Raw genomic sequence first — 17,100 nt, 5'->3', positions numbered from 1 at the left:
AACAACCCCATGAACACCCTCCTCAAGATCTCGCGGCGGTCGGCGCTCGTGCTGGCCGCGGTCTCCATCGCCATGGGCGCGAATGCGCAGCTCTCCAGCACGAAGCCGATCCGCCTCGTGGTGCCCTTCGGGCCCGGCGGCGTGGCCGACCTCACGGCGCGCGTCGTCGCGCAGAAGATGTCGGAATCGATGGGGCAAAGCATCATCGTGGACAACAAGCCCGGCGCGGGCGGCGTGGTTGCCGCCGACACCGTGGCCAAGGCGGCGCCCGACGGGCTCACCGTGCTGCTGATGTCCAATGGCAATGCCGTGAGCGTGGGCCTCTTCAAGCGCCTGCCGTTCGACACCGTGAAGGACTTCGCGCCGGTTTCGACGATCGGCTATTTCGACCTGGCCGTCGTGACCTCCGCGGACTCGAAGTTCAAGACCATGCAGGAGTTGCTGGTCTATGCGAAGGCGCATCCGGGCACCGTCAACATCGGAACGATCAACGTGGGCAGCACGCAGCATCTGGCGGCCGAGCTGCTCAAACGCAGCACCGGCATCGACGCGCAGGTGATTCCGTTCAACGGCTCCCCGGCCATGATCACGGCCCTGCGCGGCGGACAGATCGACGCCGGCGTCGAGATCCTCGCGCCCCTCCTCGGGCAGATCAGCGGCAAGTCGCTGCATCCGATCGCGGTCATGGGCACGAAGCGCTCGTTCGCATTGCCGGACACGCCCACCGTCGCCGAGAGCGGCGCGCCCAAGTTCAACGTGGCTTCATGGAACGCCTTTGCGGTGCCCGCCAAGACGCCGCCGGCCGTCGTCGAGCGGCTCAGCAAAGAGGTGAACGCGGCGCTGGCCGCACCCGAGGTCAAGGAGCGGCTGCGCCAGATCGGCGTGGAGGCGCAGGGCAGCACGCCGCAGCAGCAGTCAGAACTCCTGAAGAACGAGATTCAGCGCTGGTCGGAAGTCATCCGACTGGCCGGTATTCCGAAGCAGTGAGCCTCCAGGGGTCCGCGCCCCATGCTCACGCGGGCGGCGCCGACCCGTTCATCGTCTGGCTCACCACCTCGCGCACCAGCTTCAGAACGGCCTGTTGCGTCAGCGTGGCGGGCCGCTGGGAACTGACGGCCAGGGCCAGCCGGCTGCGCAGCGGCGGATTCGCGATCCGGCGGGTCGCAAAGGCCTCCGGGCGGGGCGCGGTGAGCACCGCATTCAAGGACAGCACGGCCAGCCCCACCCCATCGATGACGAGATCGAGGATCGCGGCCACGCCATCGATCTCCATCGCGATCGTCGGTCGGCAACCGATATTCGCCATCTCTGCCTCGACCAGCATGCGGATCGAATTGGGCTTGGTCGGAATCACCAGCGGTTGCGACGCCACCTCGCGCAGCGAGACTTCGCCATCGGCCGTGCCGCCGGGCTGCGCCGGGCCCACCAGGTACAGGTCTTCTTCGAGGATGACCACGCTGTCGATGTCGGCCGACGGTGCGGGGTTGTAGAGCAGCGCGAGGTCGATGCGGCCCGCGGTCACCGACTCTTGCATGGCGCTCGAGAGCGCCTCGGTGATGGAAAGGCGCGCATCGGGCAGCTGCTGGCGGAAGGCGCGGGTCAGGGGCACGGCGATGCGCTTCGCGATGCTGGGCGGCAGGCCCACCGCGACACGCCCGGCGAGTGCGCCCCGCATGCGGCCGAGGTCTTCCTTCGCACGCTCGATCTGGTGCAGGATGCCTCTGGCGTGATCGAGCAGCAGCTTGCCGGCATCGGTGACGGTGACGCCTCGGCCGTTGCGCGTGAGAAGGTTCTGCCGCAGCTCCACCTCGAGCTGGCGCACCTGCCGGCTGAGCGCGGGCTGCGCGACATCGATCACGATCGACGCACGCGTGAAGCTGCCGAGCTCCGCCACGCGGACAAAGTACTCCAGCTGCTTGAGGTCCATGAAGCGTAGTCTAGGGCTGCGCGCCCCCCGCGCAGGCGCAGCCTGTGGCCGGTCGTTCGACGCGACCGCCGCGCCCGTCTCAGGCCCAGTAGAGGCGCATCGGGTTGTCCACCAGCAACTGGCGCTGCAGCTGCGCAGTCGGTGCGATGCGCGGAATCATGTCGACCAGCGTGCCGTCGTCGGGCATGTGGGTCTTGAGATTGGGATGCGGCCAGTCGGTGCCCCACAGCACGCGGTCCGGGAAGGTCTCGACCAGGCGCCGCGCGAAGGGAACCACGTCGTCGTACGTCGGCGGACCGGACAGCGACAAGCGCTCGGGACAGCTCACCTTCGACCAGATGTTCGGATGCTCGCGCAGCAGCTGCACGAGGCGCTCGAACTGCGACCCATCGACCGGCTGGCTCACATCGGGGCGGCCCATGTGATCGACCACCACGATGGTCGGCAGACGCGTGAAGAAGTCCCACAGTTCGGGCAGGTCCTGGGCCTCGAAGTACACGACCACGTGCCAGCCCAGCGGCGCAATGCGCTGCGCAATGCTCATCAGCACTTCGCGCGGCGTGAAGTCGGCCAGTCGCTTGAGAAAGTTGAAGCGCACACCGCGCACGCCGGCTTCATGCAGCCGCCCGAGTTCGGCGTCGCTGACGTCTGCAGCCACCGAGGCCACGCCACGTGCGCGCCCGTTGGAGTGCGCCAGTGCGTCGAGCAGCGCGCGGTTGTCGTTGCCATGGCAGGTCGCCTGCACGATCACGTTCCGTTCGAAACCCAGCAGATCGCGCAGCGCAAAGAGCTGGTCCTTCGAAGCGTCGCAGGGCGTGTACTTGCGCTCGGGCGCAAACGGGAACTGCGCGGCGGGGCCGAATACGTGGCAGTGCGCGTCCACAGCACCCGCCGGCGGCGTGAAGCGCGGCTTCGACGGAGCGGGATGGAAACAGAGCCAGTCCTTGTCCATGGTGCTAGCCGGCATGGCGCTCCGCCAGTTGGTTGAAGAAGAGCGGGCCGCGCGGCCGGGTGCCGCGCATCGGAGTGCAGAAGACCACTGTGTGCATGCCGTGATCTTGCGCGGATCGGGGGCGGCTAGCGAGCATGCAAACGCGCTAGCAGGTAGCGAGTTTCGGTATGGCTCGGCGGACCACCGGTGCGTGCGATGCGACGTGCACTCAGCCGCGGGCCTGCCTTTAGCCAGCGGCGCGCACTGGTGCCAGGGAGGGCGCGCGATCGGTGGTGAGGTAGATGGCCGTCGTTCCCACGGAGGCATGCCCGAGGTTGTTCTGCACCACCTGGATCGGCACGGGCACCTGGCCGTTTCGGCCCCGCAGGGCATGGGCGCCATGCGAGTGCCGCAGCCAGTGAGTGCTCGCTTTCTTCAATTGCTGCGCTTCGGCGCCCTGCAGGCCCGCGGAGGCCTGCGCGACAAAGGCCTTGATCGCCTGGTACAGGCCCGAGGCCGACCAGGCCACCGGACGCCGCGATTCGGTGTCGAAGCGAGCGAGCACATGAATGCCGCGGTTGCTCACGGCGCCGACCTGCCGCTCGAAGCCATGCCGCGCGAGTTCGTCCTCGAGCTCGGCCACGAGCGCGGCCGGCACGGGCACCTGCCGCCCGCGCCCGCCCTTGCCGGCCACGGCCAGTTGCCAGCCGGTCTCGGCCACGCCGTGGGCGATGCGGTCCTCGACCTGTTCGAGGTCCTCGCATTTCGCGCCTGTGATTTCGGCCAGACGCAGCCCGGTCGCATAGAGCCAGCGCATACCGCGGCGCAGCCGGCGCCGGGCTTCGGTGTCGGCGTGCGCCTGGAGCAGCGCGTCGACGTGGTCCCATTGCGCAAAGCTCAGCGCGCGGCGCGAATCGAGCGGCTGCTGCAGGCTCGATGGCGGCGCGAGGGTTGCGAACGGATTGCCGACCAGGTAGTTCTGGTTCACGAGGAAGGCGTAGAGGCTTCGCAGGATCGCAATGGCCTGGCGCAGCGCCGACTGCGCGAGCGGTCCTTCCATCGGCCGCCACAGCGGCGACCAGCGCTGGTGGTGGCGCGCACCGCACCAGCGGTCGGGCGGATCGAGCAGGAAGTCGCGGTAGTCGATGGCGTCCTCCACGGTGAGCGACGACAGCGCCTTGCGCCGCTCCAGCACGGCCCAGAGCAGCAGGCGTTCGGCCTCCTTGCGGTAGGAGCGCTGGGTGGCCGACAGCTCGCCGGTCGCATCGCCCGGGCGCTTGGCACTGAGCCACGCGCCGATCGCCTCGTGATCATTCGCGGCCATCAGCAGACAGCGTTCGCGCGGCGCGCGGTTGCTGCCTGCGCGGCCGTCGAGTTCGGCGGGCAGGACGAACTTTTCGTAAGGAACGAGCGCGGTTCCGGTCGGTACCACCGCGGCCAGCGCCAGCGGCGCGAGCTGCGCCCTGGGCTTCAAGGCGTGGGAACCGATGCGCAACCCGAGCGCCTGCTGGTTGGCGCACAGCCAGTCGAGGATCCGCGCCGCCTTGAGTTCACCCACGCCGGGCACGTGGGCCCACCAGCGCGCGCCGATGCCGTTGACGCGGTCGACCAGCGCGGAAAGCGTTGGCACACCGGCACGCTCGAGGCGCGCGGCCACCGAAGGATTGAGCCAGGCCAATACGCTGTCGCCCGGCCGCGGATCCTGCGCGACCAGGTTCTCGAGCCAGCGCAGTGCTTCGAGCTGGCGCTCGATCACCTGGGCGCGACGCGAGGGGCGAGCGCCCTGCCCTCCCCCGCCGCCGGTGGCGGGATACGCTGCTTCGTAGGCCTCGATCTGTTCGGTTTCGGAGAAGTCTTCGAGGCCCTGCGCCGCGGCAAACTCGGCAAGGCTCGGCAGTGCCGGCGCCGCCGGGAAGCGATCCGGATCGAGCAGGATCAGGCGGGCGGTGCCGGGCCTGCTTTCGCGCCGCGCCGCCGCCGCGAACTCGTCACGGATCCAGGCGATGGTGCGGCGCACCGTGCGCAGGTCGGTGTGTTCGCCTTCGAGCCGCAGGTAGCGATCCCAGCTGGCCCTTTCGTCCAGGCCCTGGGCCAGCGCCCGCATGAATGCAAAGTGCCCCCGGTGCAGCTTGCGCGCGGTGCCGGTCTTCATGAAGCCGATGTCGGGTTCCGGTCGCCGGTCGATTGCCAGAACTTCCACCACGGCCGCGGCTCTGGGGGCTCCTCCGGCGGCAGCTGCTGCAGCTGGCTCTCGCGCGTGCGCCGGCGCTGCTCGACCTCGAGCGCATGCGCGATCCCGAACGCTTCGCGGTCGCCGCGTCCCGCAAGCGCGCGCCAGCTCACTGCAAGCCGAGCGAGTTCGTCGTCGTCAATATGGGACAGCTGGGAAGGTGTGGGGACGGAAGCCATGTCTTCCGATCCTAGGCGAGGATCGGCCGGCTCGTCGATGCGCGGCGGAATATGGCTTTGGGCTGCTGCTTGCCTGGCACTGGAGCGATGGTCTGTGTCATGAATTGCTTGATGATAACTGAAGTAATCATCAATACACATTTTGTGTTGCAAGAACGCACTTCCTTAAGGTGTCGCGCCTAAGTCATTGATTAATAACGATTTTATCTGGTCAGCAGCGGATGTCCAGCGCGTTGATTCGCGCCGGTCCGTTGGTCCCGAAGGGGCCGTGGCGGCGGGGAGCGCCAAGTTTACGCATCGTCTTCGGGATCCGCGAGGCGCGGCAGGACGATGCCGAGCGCATGCCTCGGCGGCGCCGGAATGCCGTCATCGGCGACGAGAAGAAGAGCGGCAATCCGTGTGGCCCTGGGGGCAGGTTCACGGCCTGATCGTGAAGGGGCCAATATGCTGCATGCCAGTTGCTCGGAAACGATGGGCCTGGCAGCGACCAAGGCATCGCAAGCGCTTGAAGCAGGACTGGAGAACGGCGTGGGGTCTCGTGCAGCTTGAGGACGGCGCCCTGCCCTTCCCTGCCCTTCTTCTTTTTCAGTGCGGATTGCCCCCAGGGCTTGCGTGCACGGCAAACGGCGCGGCGAAATCTGCCGAGTCGGCCAGGCGCAAAGAATCCCAACCGTTCTCACATTCACCGCGCCGCCCTCCCCTGGGCGGCTCCGCTCACAAGGTGCGTGCCTTGCGCAGGGCCTCTGCAATACCGGCCTCGAGCGCCTCCGGGCTGGCGTCGGTCGCGGCTTCAGGGCTGAGGGTGATGGTGATCTCGCCGCTCTTGGCGCGAACCAGCGTCCCGAGCTTCTGGCCGCCCGAAACGACGTCGAGCTTTTCCGAACGTTCGAATCCCGGTTTCGCATCGAGCAGCCGCGCGACCACCATCGCGGGCGCAAGGCTGTGGCCCCGCAGCCTCTCCACACGCTTCAGGACACCGCGCCGATCCTTTTCCATGGCGGCATTGATCTGCTCGGCATGGCGGAAGCTGATCTCGAGCGGGCTGCGGAAGCACTCGACGACCGCCTGCGGCAGCTGCGCGACCATCAATGCCTTGCGCACCCAGGTGTGGCTCACGCCCAGTGCCTCGGCGAGCTGGCGCTGGGTCGGGAACAGTTGCTCCTCGAGCGCGCGCTGGTACATCAGGCCCTGCTCATAGTTGGACAGATCCGCGCGTTCGCGGTTCTCCCGATCCATCGCGGCAAAGAGCGCCGCGTCGCCCAGTTCGTCGACCCAGATGGACGCCAGCACCGGGATGCCGAGTTCCAGCGCGGCGCGGTGCCGGCGATGGCCGAAGACGATTTCGAACTGGCCGGGCTCTTCCTTGATCGGCCGCACCAGGATCGGCTGGACATTGCCGCCCGCGTGTTCGATGTCCGCCTTGAGGCCGGCGAACGCGCTGCTCGAAAACGAGGCGTCGTGCCGGTTGGCCCAGCGGCTCGGACGGATCGTCTTGGGGTCCATCTTCCGTGTCGGCAGCGAGCCTTCGTACTGGCTGAGCTTTTCGCGCAGCGCCGCCATCTCGCCCTCGACCTGCTGGATCTGGCCGCGGAAAGCCATCATCTGGCCCGGACCCGTCCGGGGTGCGAGGCTTCCGCCGACGGCTGGTGGAAACCTGGTTTCCACGGCGTTGGATGCCGACGGCGGCACCACGGGCGACGCCTCCGCGGCGAGTGCGGCGACCGGCTCCGTGGCGGCTTGGGGAAGCATCAGGCCGGCGGTCAATGCCTCCAGCCGCTTGCGGGTGCTAGCCATGATGGACACTCCTTGGCGCGGCATGCGCAGCGCTCAACGTCGGGAAACGGGATTTCCAGCGGCCGCGGCAAGCGCCCTTCCGCGGACCTTGCGGCATTGCCACCCCGAATTCGGAGTGCGGCGCGAACTGCTGTGGAAACCAGGTTTCCACAGTTTGGACGATCTCCAGCCTTGCCGGAACATACAGAAGGAACGGGGACGTGGAAACCAGGTTTCCACCGGAATACGGAGTGGCGTGCATTGGCACCACGGTCATTGCAGAGCCCTCCCTTGCGCTGTCCACGCGCCGATCACCGACTGTTCGACCAGTTCGACGAACGAATCGTAGGCGTCGACCGCCCGCTTGTAGGTCTTGGCGGCACCCTCGTATTTCTGCACGTCGTAGACCGTGGCGAACTCGGCGGCCTTGTTGCTGGTCACGCTCGTCTTCGGGATCTCGACCGGCAGCGTGTACTCGCCGTAGGTCGCCTGGATCCACTGCCGCACGGCCGGCATGGCTGGATCGGCTGCGTCCACGCGGCTCAGCAGCACATGGAGAAAGTCGAAGGCCTTGCCCTCGCGGTCCTTGCTCTGGCCGTCGAGGTTGCCGCCCAGATCGGCGAGCAGCGACCAGAACTGGGCGGACGACGCAAAGTCGAGACCCGATGGCGGCACCGGCACGACGATTCCGTTCGCGGCCCACAGCGCGTTGATGGTGACGTACGACAGGGAAGGGGGCGTGTCGATCACGATCACGTCGTACAGGTCCCGCACCGACTCCAGGCCCTCATTCAGCACGTCCCAGAACTTGGCGCCAGGTTGTTGCATCTGGCGGGCGGGGAGGGCGAACTCGGCGGAGAAGAGAAAGGGCGCGGCCGCGACCAGGTCGATGCCATCCCAGTAGGTAGAACGGATCGCGTAGCGAATGTCGTTCTCGCTGCCGTCGCACAGCGGCCCGATGGTCATGTCCTCGGTCACCTCGGCCTCGGGCAACAGGCCGTGCAGCGTGGTCAGCGAACCCTGCGGATCGGTGTCGATGGCCAGCACGCGGTGACCGCGGAGGCTGAGCCCCTGCGCCAACACCATGGCGGTGGTGGTCTTGGCCACGCCGCCCTTGAAGTTGCCGACAGCGATGGTGATGGCCTTGCGGCCCGCCGGCCGCATCTTTTCTGCGCGGTAGGTCTTGGTCCAGCGGCGCAGTTCATCGAGCTCGAAGGTTCGCTTGCCGCCCGAAGGCGTCAGCCGGCCGGCCGGGAGATCCTCCTTGGTGATGCGGTAGGCGACATGGGCCTTGTCGACACCGCAGAGCGCGGCCAGCTGGGCGGTGGAGTAGGTCGGCGGGATCTTGCGGGCCTCGGGCGCCAGCAGCATGCCGCGGATCTGCTCCACCATCGATCCGGCGCGCGTGGCAAGCGCCGCGATCTTCTGCATGTTGATGGTTTGGCGGGGGGGAACCTGATGCTCGGTGGAAACCAGGTTTCCACTGACCGGCGGCACGGGAACTGACATTTTGTATGGCCTTATTCGACAGAATCTGGCAATTCTATGAGAATCTGTCGAATGGACAAGTTCTATCGACAAGCCCGTCTCCGCACCGCCAAGTATTGTGAGGACGGTTGGGGATCAAGGCCCCTAAAGGCAGCGAGCGCGGTTCGGATGCCGCCACAAACCGGGCTGGGGTGCCTGCAGAACCCGATAAGCCGGGTTCATCGCGCGCTTTGCGCATCATTGCGGGCTGTGGACAGGGCGGCAACCCATATCCACTCACATTGGAACCCATCCGAACTCACAAAAGTCGCGCCAGTCTCCCAACGAGGCTCACTTCAAACCCCAACCAATCTCACATTCAATCCCAACCGATCTCACAGCCGCGGACGTAAGTACCTGTCACACCACAGGAAAACGCATCCTCAACTCTTCAATATCCCAAGTGTTTATCTGCAAACATACCAAGGCACCGTTACGCGCCTAATGTGAATTGACTGAATCACAATGCAAAGGCATGATGTGAAACCACTTTATTGCCGCAGCAGACCATGGTCGAGGAAGAAAATTCACAGTCACGGTCTCCGCCCCGGCAATCGCCCACGGCCGAAGAGCAGAGCGTGGCCAAGGCCAACGAGGCCATCGCCATCCGCCCCAAGCGCGGGCGGCTCACCTTGCTTTCGCGGCGCATCTACAACGCGCTGCTCTACCACTCGCAGCGCCAGGGCGTGGACGAGCCGGTCTACAAGCTGACGCTCAGCGAACTGATCGGCGACGCCCGCTTCAATTCGAACAACACCGAGCTGCTGAAATCGCACCTGCGCGACATGCAGGCCACGACCATCGAGTGGTCGACCAGCAGCAGCTCCCTCAAGCGGTGGGTGTCGTCGCAGCTGCTCGGCACCGTCACCATCGAGGAACAGGGCAGGGGACGGCCCTGCATGGTGACCTGGCGCTATCCGGACGAGATCAAGGAGCGGCTGGTCAAGCCGCACCAGTACACGCGCGTGCTGCTCGAGATGAGCAGCCAGATGCGCAGCTATTCCGCCGCCGTGCTGTACGAGATCGGCGCGCGCTATCTCACCTCGCCCGGGCGCCTGTCGATGCGCGAGGACGTCGTCTGGTGGGCCGCGGTGCTGACGGGCCGCAGCGACATCAAGGAAGTCGACTACCGCTTTCTCAAGCGCGACGTCATCAGCAAGGCGCTGGCCGAGATCGACGCGCTGTGCGAAGACTTCGGACTCGAGCTGATCGAGCACAAGCGCGGCCGCAAGATCGAGGAGATCCAGTTCAGGGTCGTTCCCAAGATCCAGCAGCGCCTGGGGGACATCAGTGCATCGAACCGGAACGTCTTCGACCTAGAGCTGGTCGGGCGCCTGATCGCGCTGGGCCTCAAGCAGGACGAGGCCCAAGACCTCTACGCCACGACCGATGAAGGGCAGATCCGCGCCACGCTGGACCACGTGGACCAGCGGCTGCGCAACACGGCCATGCCGGAGCTCAAGTCGCCGGCGGCCTATTTCAAGGACGCGCTGAAGAAGGGCTATGCCGGCGTCACCGCCATGGAGCCTGCGTCCGGCGGCAACGGGCAGCAGCCCGTGCTTGCGCCGCCTGTGGCTGCGCTGTCGGAGGCCGATCGGCTGCGGCGCATCCGAGAGCTCTGGGAGAACGACCGCATGGGGCAGGCGCGCGCCGTGTTCGCCGAGATGCCCCAGCCGATGCAGGGCGAGGTATGCACTCGCTTCGAGGCCGAGCGGCTCGAACAGATGGCCGCCCCCATCGCGCGCGCCTGGCGGCGGGACGGTCCGGCAAGCCGCGTGGCCGCCACCACCTTCTACCGCTGGCTCGCGCAGGACACCTGGCCGGAGGAGCCGACCGACCGGGTGCTGCTGGATTTCGCACTGCAGCGTGGCGTCGTCGGCATTTAGGCATCTTTCTCGTAAGTTTGCGATCACTTTCTAAAATGATGGCTGGCGCAGGTCATCTGCCGCTCGTTGCGGATGCAGATCACTGGCGTACAAGACGGTCGGAGTTCGCAGCCCTATCGTGCGGCGTTGTCTTCTCCAACTCGCAGAAAACCGATGCCGCCGTCTTCTTTCACACCGCCTTTCACTTCTTCTGGCCGCAGCGCCCTTGTTCAGGCGCCGCCCTGGCATTACGCCGGCTGGCTCGTCAACGTGGAATTCGCCTTCGACGCCGGGCTGGGCGCGGCGATGGTGCCGCCGGAACTCGGCGTGGCCACCGGCAAGGGCTGCGTTCATTTCGCGGATTGGCAATCCTGCGGCAACGACGGGCAGGAACTGCTCGACCCCGTCTATGCGCAGTACCGCGAGACCATCGTGGTGCTCGAGATCGCGTCAGGGCAGGGCGCTGATGCGCGCTTCTACTGTCCCCTGATCTACGTCGACCAGGACATTTCATTGCTGCGCGGCTGGCTGCAGGGCTGGCCCAAGAAGATCGGGCAGACCTGGCTGACCCGCAGCCTGCCGCTGGCGCACCCGGCGGCCGCGCCATTGTCCAAGGGCAGCCGGCTCGGCGCGAGCCTCAGCGTGAAGGAGCGCCGGCTGGTCGATGCCACGGTCACCCTGACCGACAAGGAAACCGGGCGCCTGGGCTTTCTCTCCGCGCCGACGATCGGTGCGGTGGGTTGGCCCGACCTCACGCAGCCCGGCATTCCCGCGGCTGCGCGCTATCTGCGCGCCGACATCGTGGACCGCGTCGAATCGGGCTGGACGCAGGGCAGGGCGACGCTGCGGTTTCACGAGCACCCGGTGGAAGAACTCTCGCTGCTCGGACGGGTGGAAGCGACGCAGGCCAGCGCGGGCTGGATGGGCATCACGGTCCGCGGTGCGCTGGTCGCGTGAGGGCGCCGACGGCGCTACCCTTCGCAGAATGAACTTCTCCACCACCTCGCACGTGATCGGTCTGCCAATGGAAGATGGCGCGCAGATCGAGGCGATGTTCGCGTCCGATCCCAAGGCCCGTTTCGAATTGCACTGGCATGCCGAGTGGAGCGTCGGCGCCGTTCTCGAAGGGCGATGCGAATTCACGTGCGCCGGTGAACGGCACATGGCCGAAGCCGGCGACCTCGTGCTGATGGCGCCGTTCATGCTGCACACGGCGGGCGTCAGCGCGCAGGGGTTCCGGATGGTGATGCTGTATGTGCCGCATGACTGGGTCGGTGCGCGCCTCGCGTGGCCACCTGCCGAGCGCGGCGTGCTGCGTGAGCGGGTCTGGAAGAACGAACGCGCAGCCCGCGCATTGGCTGCGGCGGCGCAATCGAAAGACGGGGCGGAAGTCGCCAGTCTTCTCGAACAGATCCTCCGCTCGCAGACCGGGAAAGAGCGCGTGCCGCTCGAGCGCCTGCCGGGCGACGTCCGCGTCGAAGCCGTCTGCCAGGCCCTGACGACGGAGGACGCGTGCCGCATGGCCCCCGCTTCGCTCGCCCAGCGATTGGGCGTGTCGCGCGAACACTTCCACCGCCTGTTCCGCTCGGCCGTCGGCATGACACCGGCCCACTATGCGCGGCTCGCGCGCATCGGCCGCGCCAAGGCGATGCTGCGTGAGGGCAACTCGCCCGCCGAGGTGGCGACGCATTGCGGCTTCGTGGACCAGGCCCATTTCTCCCGATGGTTTCGCCGCTGCTTTGGCGTGACGCCGGGCAACTACTTGGTCGGGCCGGCGCGGGTGGAACGGGCTGCTTGAGGAACTCGCAGCCTGGTGCGCGGATGTCCGATCTTGACCAAGCCGAAGTCGCTGCGTTCGAGCCGCCTCGGGGCACAATCGACCTTGCCATGAGCACCATCGCCGAACCGTCGTTCCCCGTCCCGCATGCCGCACCGCGGATCCGCGTGCTGATCGCCGACGACCAGGCGCTGATCCGCCGCGGCATGGCCATGCTGCTGGACGCCGCGCCGGACATCGAGGTCGTCGGCCAGGCGGCCGATGGCGTGGAAGCCGTGGAGTTGGCCCGCCGCCTGCTGCCCGACGTGGTGCTGATGGATCTGCACATGCCGCGCAAGGGCGGTGTGCTCGCGACGCGCGAGATATCGGCCGCCTTGCCGCACACGCGCGTGATGGTGCTGACCACCTTCAATCGCGACGATCTGGTCTTCGACGCGGTGCGTGCCGGCGCGCAGGCCTACCTGCTCAAGGACGCTTCGGAAGAAGAGGTGCTGGACACCGTCCGGGCGGTGCATCGCGGCGAGTCACGGCTGACGCCGCAGATCGCACGCAAGGTGATGGACCAGTTCCGGCTGCTGGCCGATCGCGTCGCGCAGGAGCCGCTACCTGCGCCGGTGCCGGAGGTCCGCGCCGCGCCGCAGGCCGCCGCGCCAGGCGAGCCATTGCAGCCCGATGCGACCAAACCGCTGACCGAACGCGAGGCCGCCGTGCTCGAGCTGATCGCCAAGGGCTACGGCAATCGCCAGATCGCCACGGCGCTCAACCTGGCCGAGGGAACGGCAAAGAACCACGTCAGTCGGATCATGCAAAAGCTTCACGCGAACACCCGCACCGAACTGGCTGTGCTGGTATTGAAGAAGTAACCACCCCCAAGGGCTGCGGCGCCCCCTCCTGAATGCGAAACGCACCCGAGAGACCGGCAAAGCCGGCTCCACGGGTGCGCGTGGGAATGGCAGTGGACTCAGGTCAGGCCGTGCGGCCCGCGGGCGACAGGCCGCCCGGCATCGCGAGGTCAGGCGCCGGCGAAGACGCATACGACGCATTGCTGGCCGTGTGCCTTGCCAGCATGGGCCGCAGCGCGACGATGGCCAGGAAGGCTGCGAACAGGTCGAGGGCCGCCACCGTGTAGAGCACGGTCGACCAGGTGCCGGTGGCCTCCATCATCAGGTTGCCGAGCGGCACGAACAGCGCGCCAATGCCCTTGGCGCAGTACAGCACGCCGTAGATCTTGCCGATGTGCTTGGTGCCGAAGGCATCGCCCGCGAGTGCCGAGAACAGCGAATACACCTCGCCCCAGGCCAGGAAGACCACGCCCGACAGGATGAGGAAGGCCCACGGGTTGTGGCCGAAGTAGCCCAGCGCGATGATGCCGATGCCTTCCAGCGTGAAGGCGATCACCATCGTCTTCTCGCGGCCGATGTGGTCGGAGATCCAGCCGAACAGCGGACGCGAGATGCCGTTCATGACGCGGTCGAGCATCAGCGCGAGCGGCAGTGCGGCCATGGTGACGAAGTACAGGTCGACCTTGAAGTTCTTCACGCCCAGGTCCTGTGCGATCACGCCCAGTTGGGCCACGGCCATCATGCCGCCGGTAACCACGCAGGAGAACATCAGGATCATCAGCCAGAACAGGGGCGTGCGAAGCGCTTCGCCCAGCGTGTAGTCGCGCCGGCTCTGCGCGACCTTGGCCGAGCCGCGCACCTCGTTGCCCTTGGGCTGGCGCAGGAACCAGGCAGCGGCAAAGGCCAGCGAGCCCTGCAGCAAACCGAAGAACAGGAAAGCCTCCTGGAAGCCGGACGATTCGATCATCGCGGCGATCGGCAGGATGGTGGCGGCCGAGCCGGCGCCGTAGCCGCCCGCCGTCAGGCCCACCGCCAAGCCGCGGCGGTCGGGGAACCACTTGAGCGCGTTGTTGATGCAGGTGGCGTAGATCGAGCCCACGCCAATGCCGCCGACGGCCGCGCCGAGGTAGAAGCCCATCAGCGTCGTGGCCTGCGAGTTGATGACCCAGGCCGCGCCGATGAACAGCGCACCAAAGGCCACGATCAGGCGCGGTCCGAACTTGTCGATGAAATAGCCCTCGATAGGCGCGAGCCAGGTCTGCACCAGCACGAAGATGGTGAAGGCGATCTGGATCGACGCGCGCTCCCAGCCGAACTTGCCCTGGATTTCCGGCACGAACAAGGTCCATGCGTACTGGATATTGGCGGTGGCGATCATGCAGACGATGCCGACAGCCAGTTGCAGCCAACGGTTGTCGAACAAGCGCGGCGGCGCGCCGGATGCAGTCGGTGTCAGGGAAGTGGTTTTGTTCATTCGTTTCGTCTCCATTCGTTGTCGCGCCGATCGCGTCGCGGCACGTTGAGGGGTGGGAATCAGTCGCGCTGCAGGCACGGATCGCGATGGGTGCAACTGTTGCCGCAAACCGCCGCCGGCGCGCCTGCCGGAAGTCACGCGGCGGATCGAGACAAACCCCGAGGGCTCAGGGGAAGTACCCATGCCGAAAGTCATGGCTGCCGTTTGCGAGAATGCGCTGCCAATGAACCTCGCACGTCGCATCGATCCACGGCGCTCCATGGCCGCCGCGATTGGCTGGCTGCTGATTGCGCTCACCTTGTGCCTGGCGCTCGTGGCAAACCTGTGGCTGCGCAGCTTCGTACGTGCGACGCTGCTCGAGCAGCACGGCCAGCGCCTGGAAGCCGCGGCCGAGCACGTCAATGCCGAACTCGACACCGCACTGCTGCTGCGCCTGCAGGCGGTCAGCGTGGTGGCGGCCATGCTGTCGGAGGACGTGCAGCACAGCGAAGGCGAACGCCTGAAGCGATCGCTCGAAGCGGTGCGCCGCGGCGTTCCAGACCTGATCTGGCTGGCGGTGACCGATGCCGATGGCTTCATCGTCGCAGCGACCGACGAGCAGGTGGTCGGCCAGAACGTCAACCAACACGCGTGGATCTCGCAAGGCCTGGACGCCGCATGGATCGAGGAAGGCCGCTCGCCGCGCGAACGCTTCCTGAAGCTCACCGCGCCGGTGCGCAATGCCGACGGGGCGATCATCGGTGTGGTGGCCGCCAACCTGAGCTGGAGCTGGGTACAGAAGATGGTGACCGAGATCCGCGCCTCGCCGGGCGAATGGCTGCTGATCGACCGCGACGGCATCGTGCGCCACGGGCCGAGTGCCCTTCTGGAGAAGCGCTGGCAGGATGTCGGCGATCCCATCACGCCATTCGACCCCGTCGTCGCCGGCTTGGGCAACGATGGATCCGACCTGCCTACGCGCATCCGGACAAGGCGGCTCATGGACAACCGGCCCTACCTGATTGCGTCCCCACCCAATGCCCGCGACGGCACGCTGCGCCGGCTCGGCTGGCAGGCCGTGGTGATCCAGCCGGTCGAATCGGTCGCGGCCTTCGCGACGGCCATCGAATGGCGCATCTCGATCGTGCTGAGCCTTCTGGGCTTCGCCACCGCCGTCGCCGGCATCATCGTGGCGCACCGCCTCACGCGGCGCGTGAGCGTGATCGCCCATTCGGCGGACGCGGTGCTGGCCGGGAGCGCGACGCGCATCGAAGTGCCGCAAGGCGCCGACGAAGCCGCGCGGCTGGGCAGCGCGCTCGACCGATTGCTGGACACGCTGCAGCGCGAACGCGACGAGTTGCGCCGGCTCAATGCCGAGCTGGACGAACGCGTGCGGCAGCGCACCGAGGAGATCAACCGGCTGGCGCAGGAGTCACGCGATGCGGCGGTGGTGCGCGAGCGCCTGCGCCTGGCGCGCGGGCTGCACGACACGCTGGCGCATTCCATGATGGCGATGCTCACCGAGATCCGTGTGCTCAAACGTCTGGCATCCAGCCGGCCCGATGCGCTGCCGGACGAGCTGGTCCGGGCCGAGCGCGCGGCGCGCGACGGGCTGGACGAGGCACGCCGCGCGATCGACCAACTGCGCAGCAACCCGGTGCGCGACATCGGACTGGGTGCGGCACTGGCCGAGTTGGCCAAGAACCTGAGCGAGCGCTCCGGCATCGAGCTCGACTGCCAGATCGAACCCGCTTTGGCTGCCCTGGCGGCCGAGCCGGCGGAGACCGTGTTCCACATGTGCGAGGAAGTGCTGCGCAACGTCGAACATCACGCGGGCGCGCGGCGACTCGTGATCCGCCTGCAACGCATTGCGAACGACGACGTGGAATTGGAGATCGGCGACGACGGCATCGGCTTCGAGCCGAGTGCAGACACAGCGGGGCACTACGGACTCGTGGGGCTGCGGGAGCAGGCCGACGCGATTGGCGCCCGCCTGCGCATTGACAGCCGCCGCGGCGAAGGCACCCGCGTATCGCTGCACTGGACGCAACGCGGGCGACCGCAATGATGTTGCCCTATCGCCGCCCAGTTCCCAACACACGCTCCAATACGACATGAACTCAGCTTCCGTCCGCCAAGCCGTTCTGGCCGATCTCGAGGAACTCGCGACGCTCTTTGACCAGTACCGGCGGTTTCAGGGACAGGCAAGCGATGTGGTCGCCGCACGTTCGTTTCTGCGTGAAAGATTCGATCACGGAGAGTCGGTGCTTTTCATCTGCCATGACGGTGCAACGGCCGTGGGATTTGCCCAGCTCTACCCGAGTTTTTCTTCCGTCTCGCTCTCTCGGGTCTTTGTCGTGAATGACCTCTTCGTCCAGGAGTCGGGGCGTCGCAAAGGCCTGGCTTCCAAGCTGCTCTCGGCCGTCGAGTCCTACGCCTGGTCGCTTGGATCTGCTCGCGTGACACTGAATGTCGCGCGTGGCAACATTTCGGCCCAGAGTCTCTACGAGGAAAGAGGCTGGAAGCAAGACGATCAGTTCTTCATGTATCACCGCTTCCCGGACAACCATTCATGAGGGAAAGCGCCGCTTCCGGC

14 protein-coding genes are annotated in these 17,100 nt (G+C 66.8%); 7 read left to right on the top strand and 7 right to left on the bottom strand.

Annotation, left to right across the window (positions count from 1 at the left end; genetic code table 11):
* The first annotated feature begins 9 nt into the window (after window positions 1-9).
* Window positions 10-987 (top strand): Bug family tripartite tricarboxylate transporter substrate binding protein, encoded by a 978-nt coding sequence (locus tag ACJ7Z0_RS00815; protein ID WP_434788227.1) that lies wholly within the window; start codon window positions 10-12, stop codon window positions 985-987.
* Window positions 988-1,012: 25 nt separating this feature from the next.
* Here the strand turns inward: ACJ7Z0_RS00815 and ACJ7Z0_RS00810 are convergent, their stop codons facing one another.
* The 6 genes from ACJ7Z0_RS00810 to ACJ7Z0_RS00785 form a co-directional block, all read right to left on the bottom strand.
* Complete coding sequence (locus ACJ7Z0_RS00810; protein WP_434788226.1) at window positions 1,013-1,927, bottom strand: LysR substrate-binding domain-containing protein; 915 nt, start codon at window positions 1,925-1,927, stop codon at window positions 1,013-1,015.
* A 79-nt stretch (window positions 1,928-2,006) separates the two neighbouring features.
* The gene (locus ACJ7Z0_RS00805; protein ID WP_434788225.1) at window positions 2,007-2,894 is read right to left on the bottom strand and encodes an amidohydrolase family protein; all 888 of its coding nucleotides are present in this window, start codon (window positions 2,892-2,894) and stop codon (window positions 2,007-2,009) included.
* Window positions 2,895-3,105: 211 nt separating this feature from the next.
* Window positions 3,106-5,010, bottom strand: coding sequence for a site-specific integrase (locus ACJ7Z0_RS00800; protein ID WP_434788224.1), 1,905 nt, complete (start codon window positions 5,008-5,010; stop codon window positions 3,106-3,108).
* Window positions 5,007-5,267: a hypothetical protein gene (locus ACJ7Z0_RS00795; RefSeq protein WP_431121728.1), complete on the bottom strand. Its 261-nt coding sequence runs from the start codon at window positions 5,265-5,267 to the stop codon at window positions 5,007-5,009. The genes ACJ7Z0_RS00800 and ACJ7Z0_RS00795 overlap by 4 nt, the downstream gene beginning before the upstream one ends.
* Window positions 5,268-5,981: 714 nt before the next feature.
* Complete coding sequence (locus ACJ7Z0_RS00790; RefSeq protein WP_434788223.1) at window positions 5,982-7,061, bottom strand: ParB/RepB/Spo0J family partition protein; 1,080 nt, start codon at window positions 7,059-7,061, stop codon at window positions 5,982-5,984.
* Between the two features lie 252 nt (window positions 7,062-7,313).
* Window positions 7,314-8,549, bottom strand: coding sequence for an AAA family ATPase (locus ACJ7Z0_RS00785; RefSeq protein ID WP_434788222.1), 1,236 nt, complete (start codon window positions 8,547-8,549; stop codon window positions 7,314-7,316).
* 596 nt (window positions 8,550-9,145) lie between these two features.
* Between ACJ7Z0_RS00785 and ACJ7Z0_RS00780 the strand changes: the two genes are divergently transcribed.
* The 4 genes from ACJ7Z0_RS00780 to ACJ7Z0_RS00765 all read left to right on the top strand — a co-directional run bounded on the left by ACJ7Z0_RS00780 (window position 9,146) and on the right by ACJ7Z0_RS00765 (window position 13,072).
* The gene (locus tag ACJ7Z0_RS00780; protein ID WP_434788221.1) at window positions 9,146-10,453 is read left to right on the top strand and encodes a RepB family plasmid replication initiator protein; all 1,308 of its coding nucleotides are present in this window, start codon (window positions 9,146-9,148) and stop codon (window positions 10,451-10,453) included.
* 153 nt (window positions 10,454-10,606) lie between these two features.
* On the top strand, window positions 10,607-11,389 hold the full coding sequence (locus tag ACJ7Z0_RS00775) for an acetoacetate decarboxylase family protein (protein ID WP_434788220.1): 783 nt from the start codon (window positions 10,607-10,609) through the stop codon (window positions 11,387-11,389).
* 28 nt (window positions 11,390-11,417) lie between these two features.
* Window positions 11,418-12,230, top strand: coding sequence for a helix-turn-helix transcriptional regulator (locus ACJ7Z0_RS00770; RefSeq protein ID WP_434788219.1), 813 nt, complete (start codon window positions 11,418-11,420; stop codon window positions 12,228-12,230).
* 89 nt (window positions 12,231-12,319) lie between these two features.
* Window positions 12,320-13,072: a response regulator gene (locus ACJ7Z0_RS00765; RefSeq protein WP_434788218.1), complete on the top strand. Its 753-nt coding sequence runs from the start codon at window positions 12,320-12,322 to the stop codon at window positions 13,070-13,072.
* Window positions 13,073-13,175: 103 nt separating this feature from the next.
* Here ACJ7Z0_RS00765 and oxlT read toward each other — a convergent pair whose 3' ends face one another.
* Window positions 13,176-14,525, bottom strand: coding sequence for an oxalate/formate MFS antiporter (oxlT, locus tag ACJ7Z0_RS00760; RefSeq protein ID WP_434788217.1), 1,350 nt, complete (start codon window positions 14,523-14,525; stop codon window positions 13,176-13,178).
* 223 nt (window positions 14,526-14,748) lie between these two features.
* Here oxlT and ACJ7Z0_RS00755 point away from each other — a divergent pair, with 223 nt between their 5' ends.
* Both ACJ7Z0_RS00755 and ACJ7Z0_RS00750 read left to right on the top strand, forming a co-directional pair.
* A complete protein-coding gene (locus ACJ7Z0_RS00755; RefSeq protein ID WP_434788216.1) occupies window positions 14,749-16,572 on the top strand; it encodes a sensor histidine kinase in 1,824 nt (607 codons plus the stop codon).
* 46 nt (window positions 16,573-16,618) lie between these two features.
* Window positions 16,619-17,080, top strand: coding sequence for a GNAT family N-acetyltransferase (locus ACJ7Z0_RS00750; RefSeq protein WP_431121747.1), 462 nt, complete (start codon window positions 16,619-16,621; stop codon window positions 17,078-17,080).
* The last annotated feature ends 20 nt before the right edge of the window (window positions 17,081-17,100 follow it).

The sequence above is a fragment of the Variovorax palleresanus genome, from assembly GCF_051144945.1.
Lineage (GTDB): Bacteria > Pseudomonadota > Gammaproteobacteria > Burkholderiales > Burkholderiaceae_C > Variovorax > Variovorax paradoxus_S.
This window is presented reverse-complemented; position numbering and strand designations above follow the sequence as displayed.

Bases quoted from the DNA above. Each gene is read 5' to 3' on its own strand.
- ACJ7Z0_RS00815 (WP_434788227.1), top strand. From the start codon at position 10: ATGAACACCCTCCTCAAGATCTCGCGGCGGTCGGCGCTCGTGCTGGCC.
- ACJ7Z0_RS00810 (WP_434788226.1), bottom strand. From the start codon at position 1,927: ATGGACCTCAAGCAGCTGGAGTACTTTGTCCGCGTGGCGGAGCTCGGC.
- ACJ7Z0_RS00805 (WP_434788225.1), bottom strand. From the start codon at position 2,894: ATGCCGGCTAGCACCATGGACAAGGACTGGCTCTGTTTCCATCCCGCT.
- ACJ7Z0_RS00800 (WP_434788224.1), bottom strand. From the start codon at position 5,010: ATGAAGACCGGCACCGCGCGCAAGCTGCACCGGGGGCACTTTGCATTC.
- ACJ7Z0_RS00795 (WP_431121728.1), bottom strand. From the start codon at position 5,267: ATGGCTTCCGTCCCCACACCTTCCCAGCTGTCCCATATTGACGACGAC.
- ACJ7Z0_RS00790 (WP_434788223.1), bottom strand. From the start codon at position 7,061: ATGGCTAGCACCCGCAAGCGGCTGGAGGCATTGACCGCCGGCCTGATG.
- ACJ7Z0_RS00785 (WP_434788222.1), bottom strand. From the start codon at position 8,549: ATGTCAGTTCCCGTGCCGCCGGTCAGTGGAAACCTGGTTTCCACCGAG.
- ACJ7Z0_RS00775 (WP_434788220.1), top strand. From the start codon at position 10,607: ATGCCGCCGTCTTCTTTCACACCGCCTTTCACTTCTTCTGGCCGCAGC.
- ACJ7Z0_RS00770 (WP_434788219.1), top strand. From the start codon at position 11,418: ATGAACTTCTCCACCACCTCGCACGTGATCGGTCTGCCAATGGAAGAT.
- ACJ7Z0_RS00765 (WP_434788218.1), top strand. From the start codon at position 12,320: ATGAGCACCATCGCCGAACCGTCGTTCCCCGTCCCGCATGCCGCACCG.
- oxlT (WP_434788217.1), bottom strand. From the start codon at position 14,525: ATGAACAAAACCACTTCCCTGACACCGACTGCATCCGGCGCGCCGCCG.
- ACJ7Z0_RS00755 (WP_434788216.1), top strand. From the start codon at position 14,749: ATGAACCTCGCACGTCGCATCGATCCACGGCGCTCCATGGCCGCCGCG.
- ACJ7Z0_RS00750 (WP_431121747.1), top strand. From the start codon at position 16,619: ATGAACTCAGCTTCCGTCCGCCAAGCCGTTCTGGCCGATCTCGAGGAA.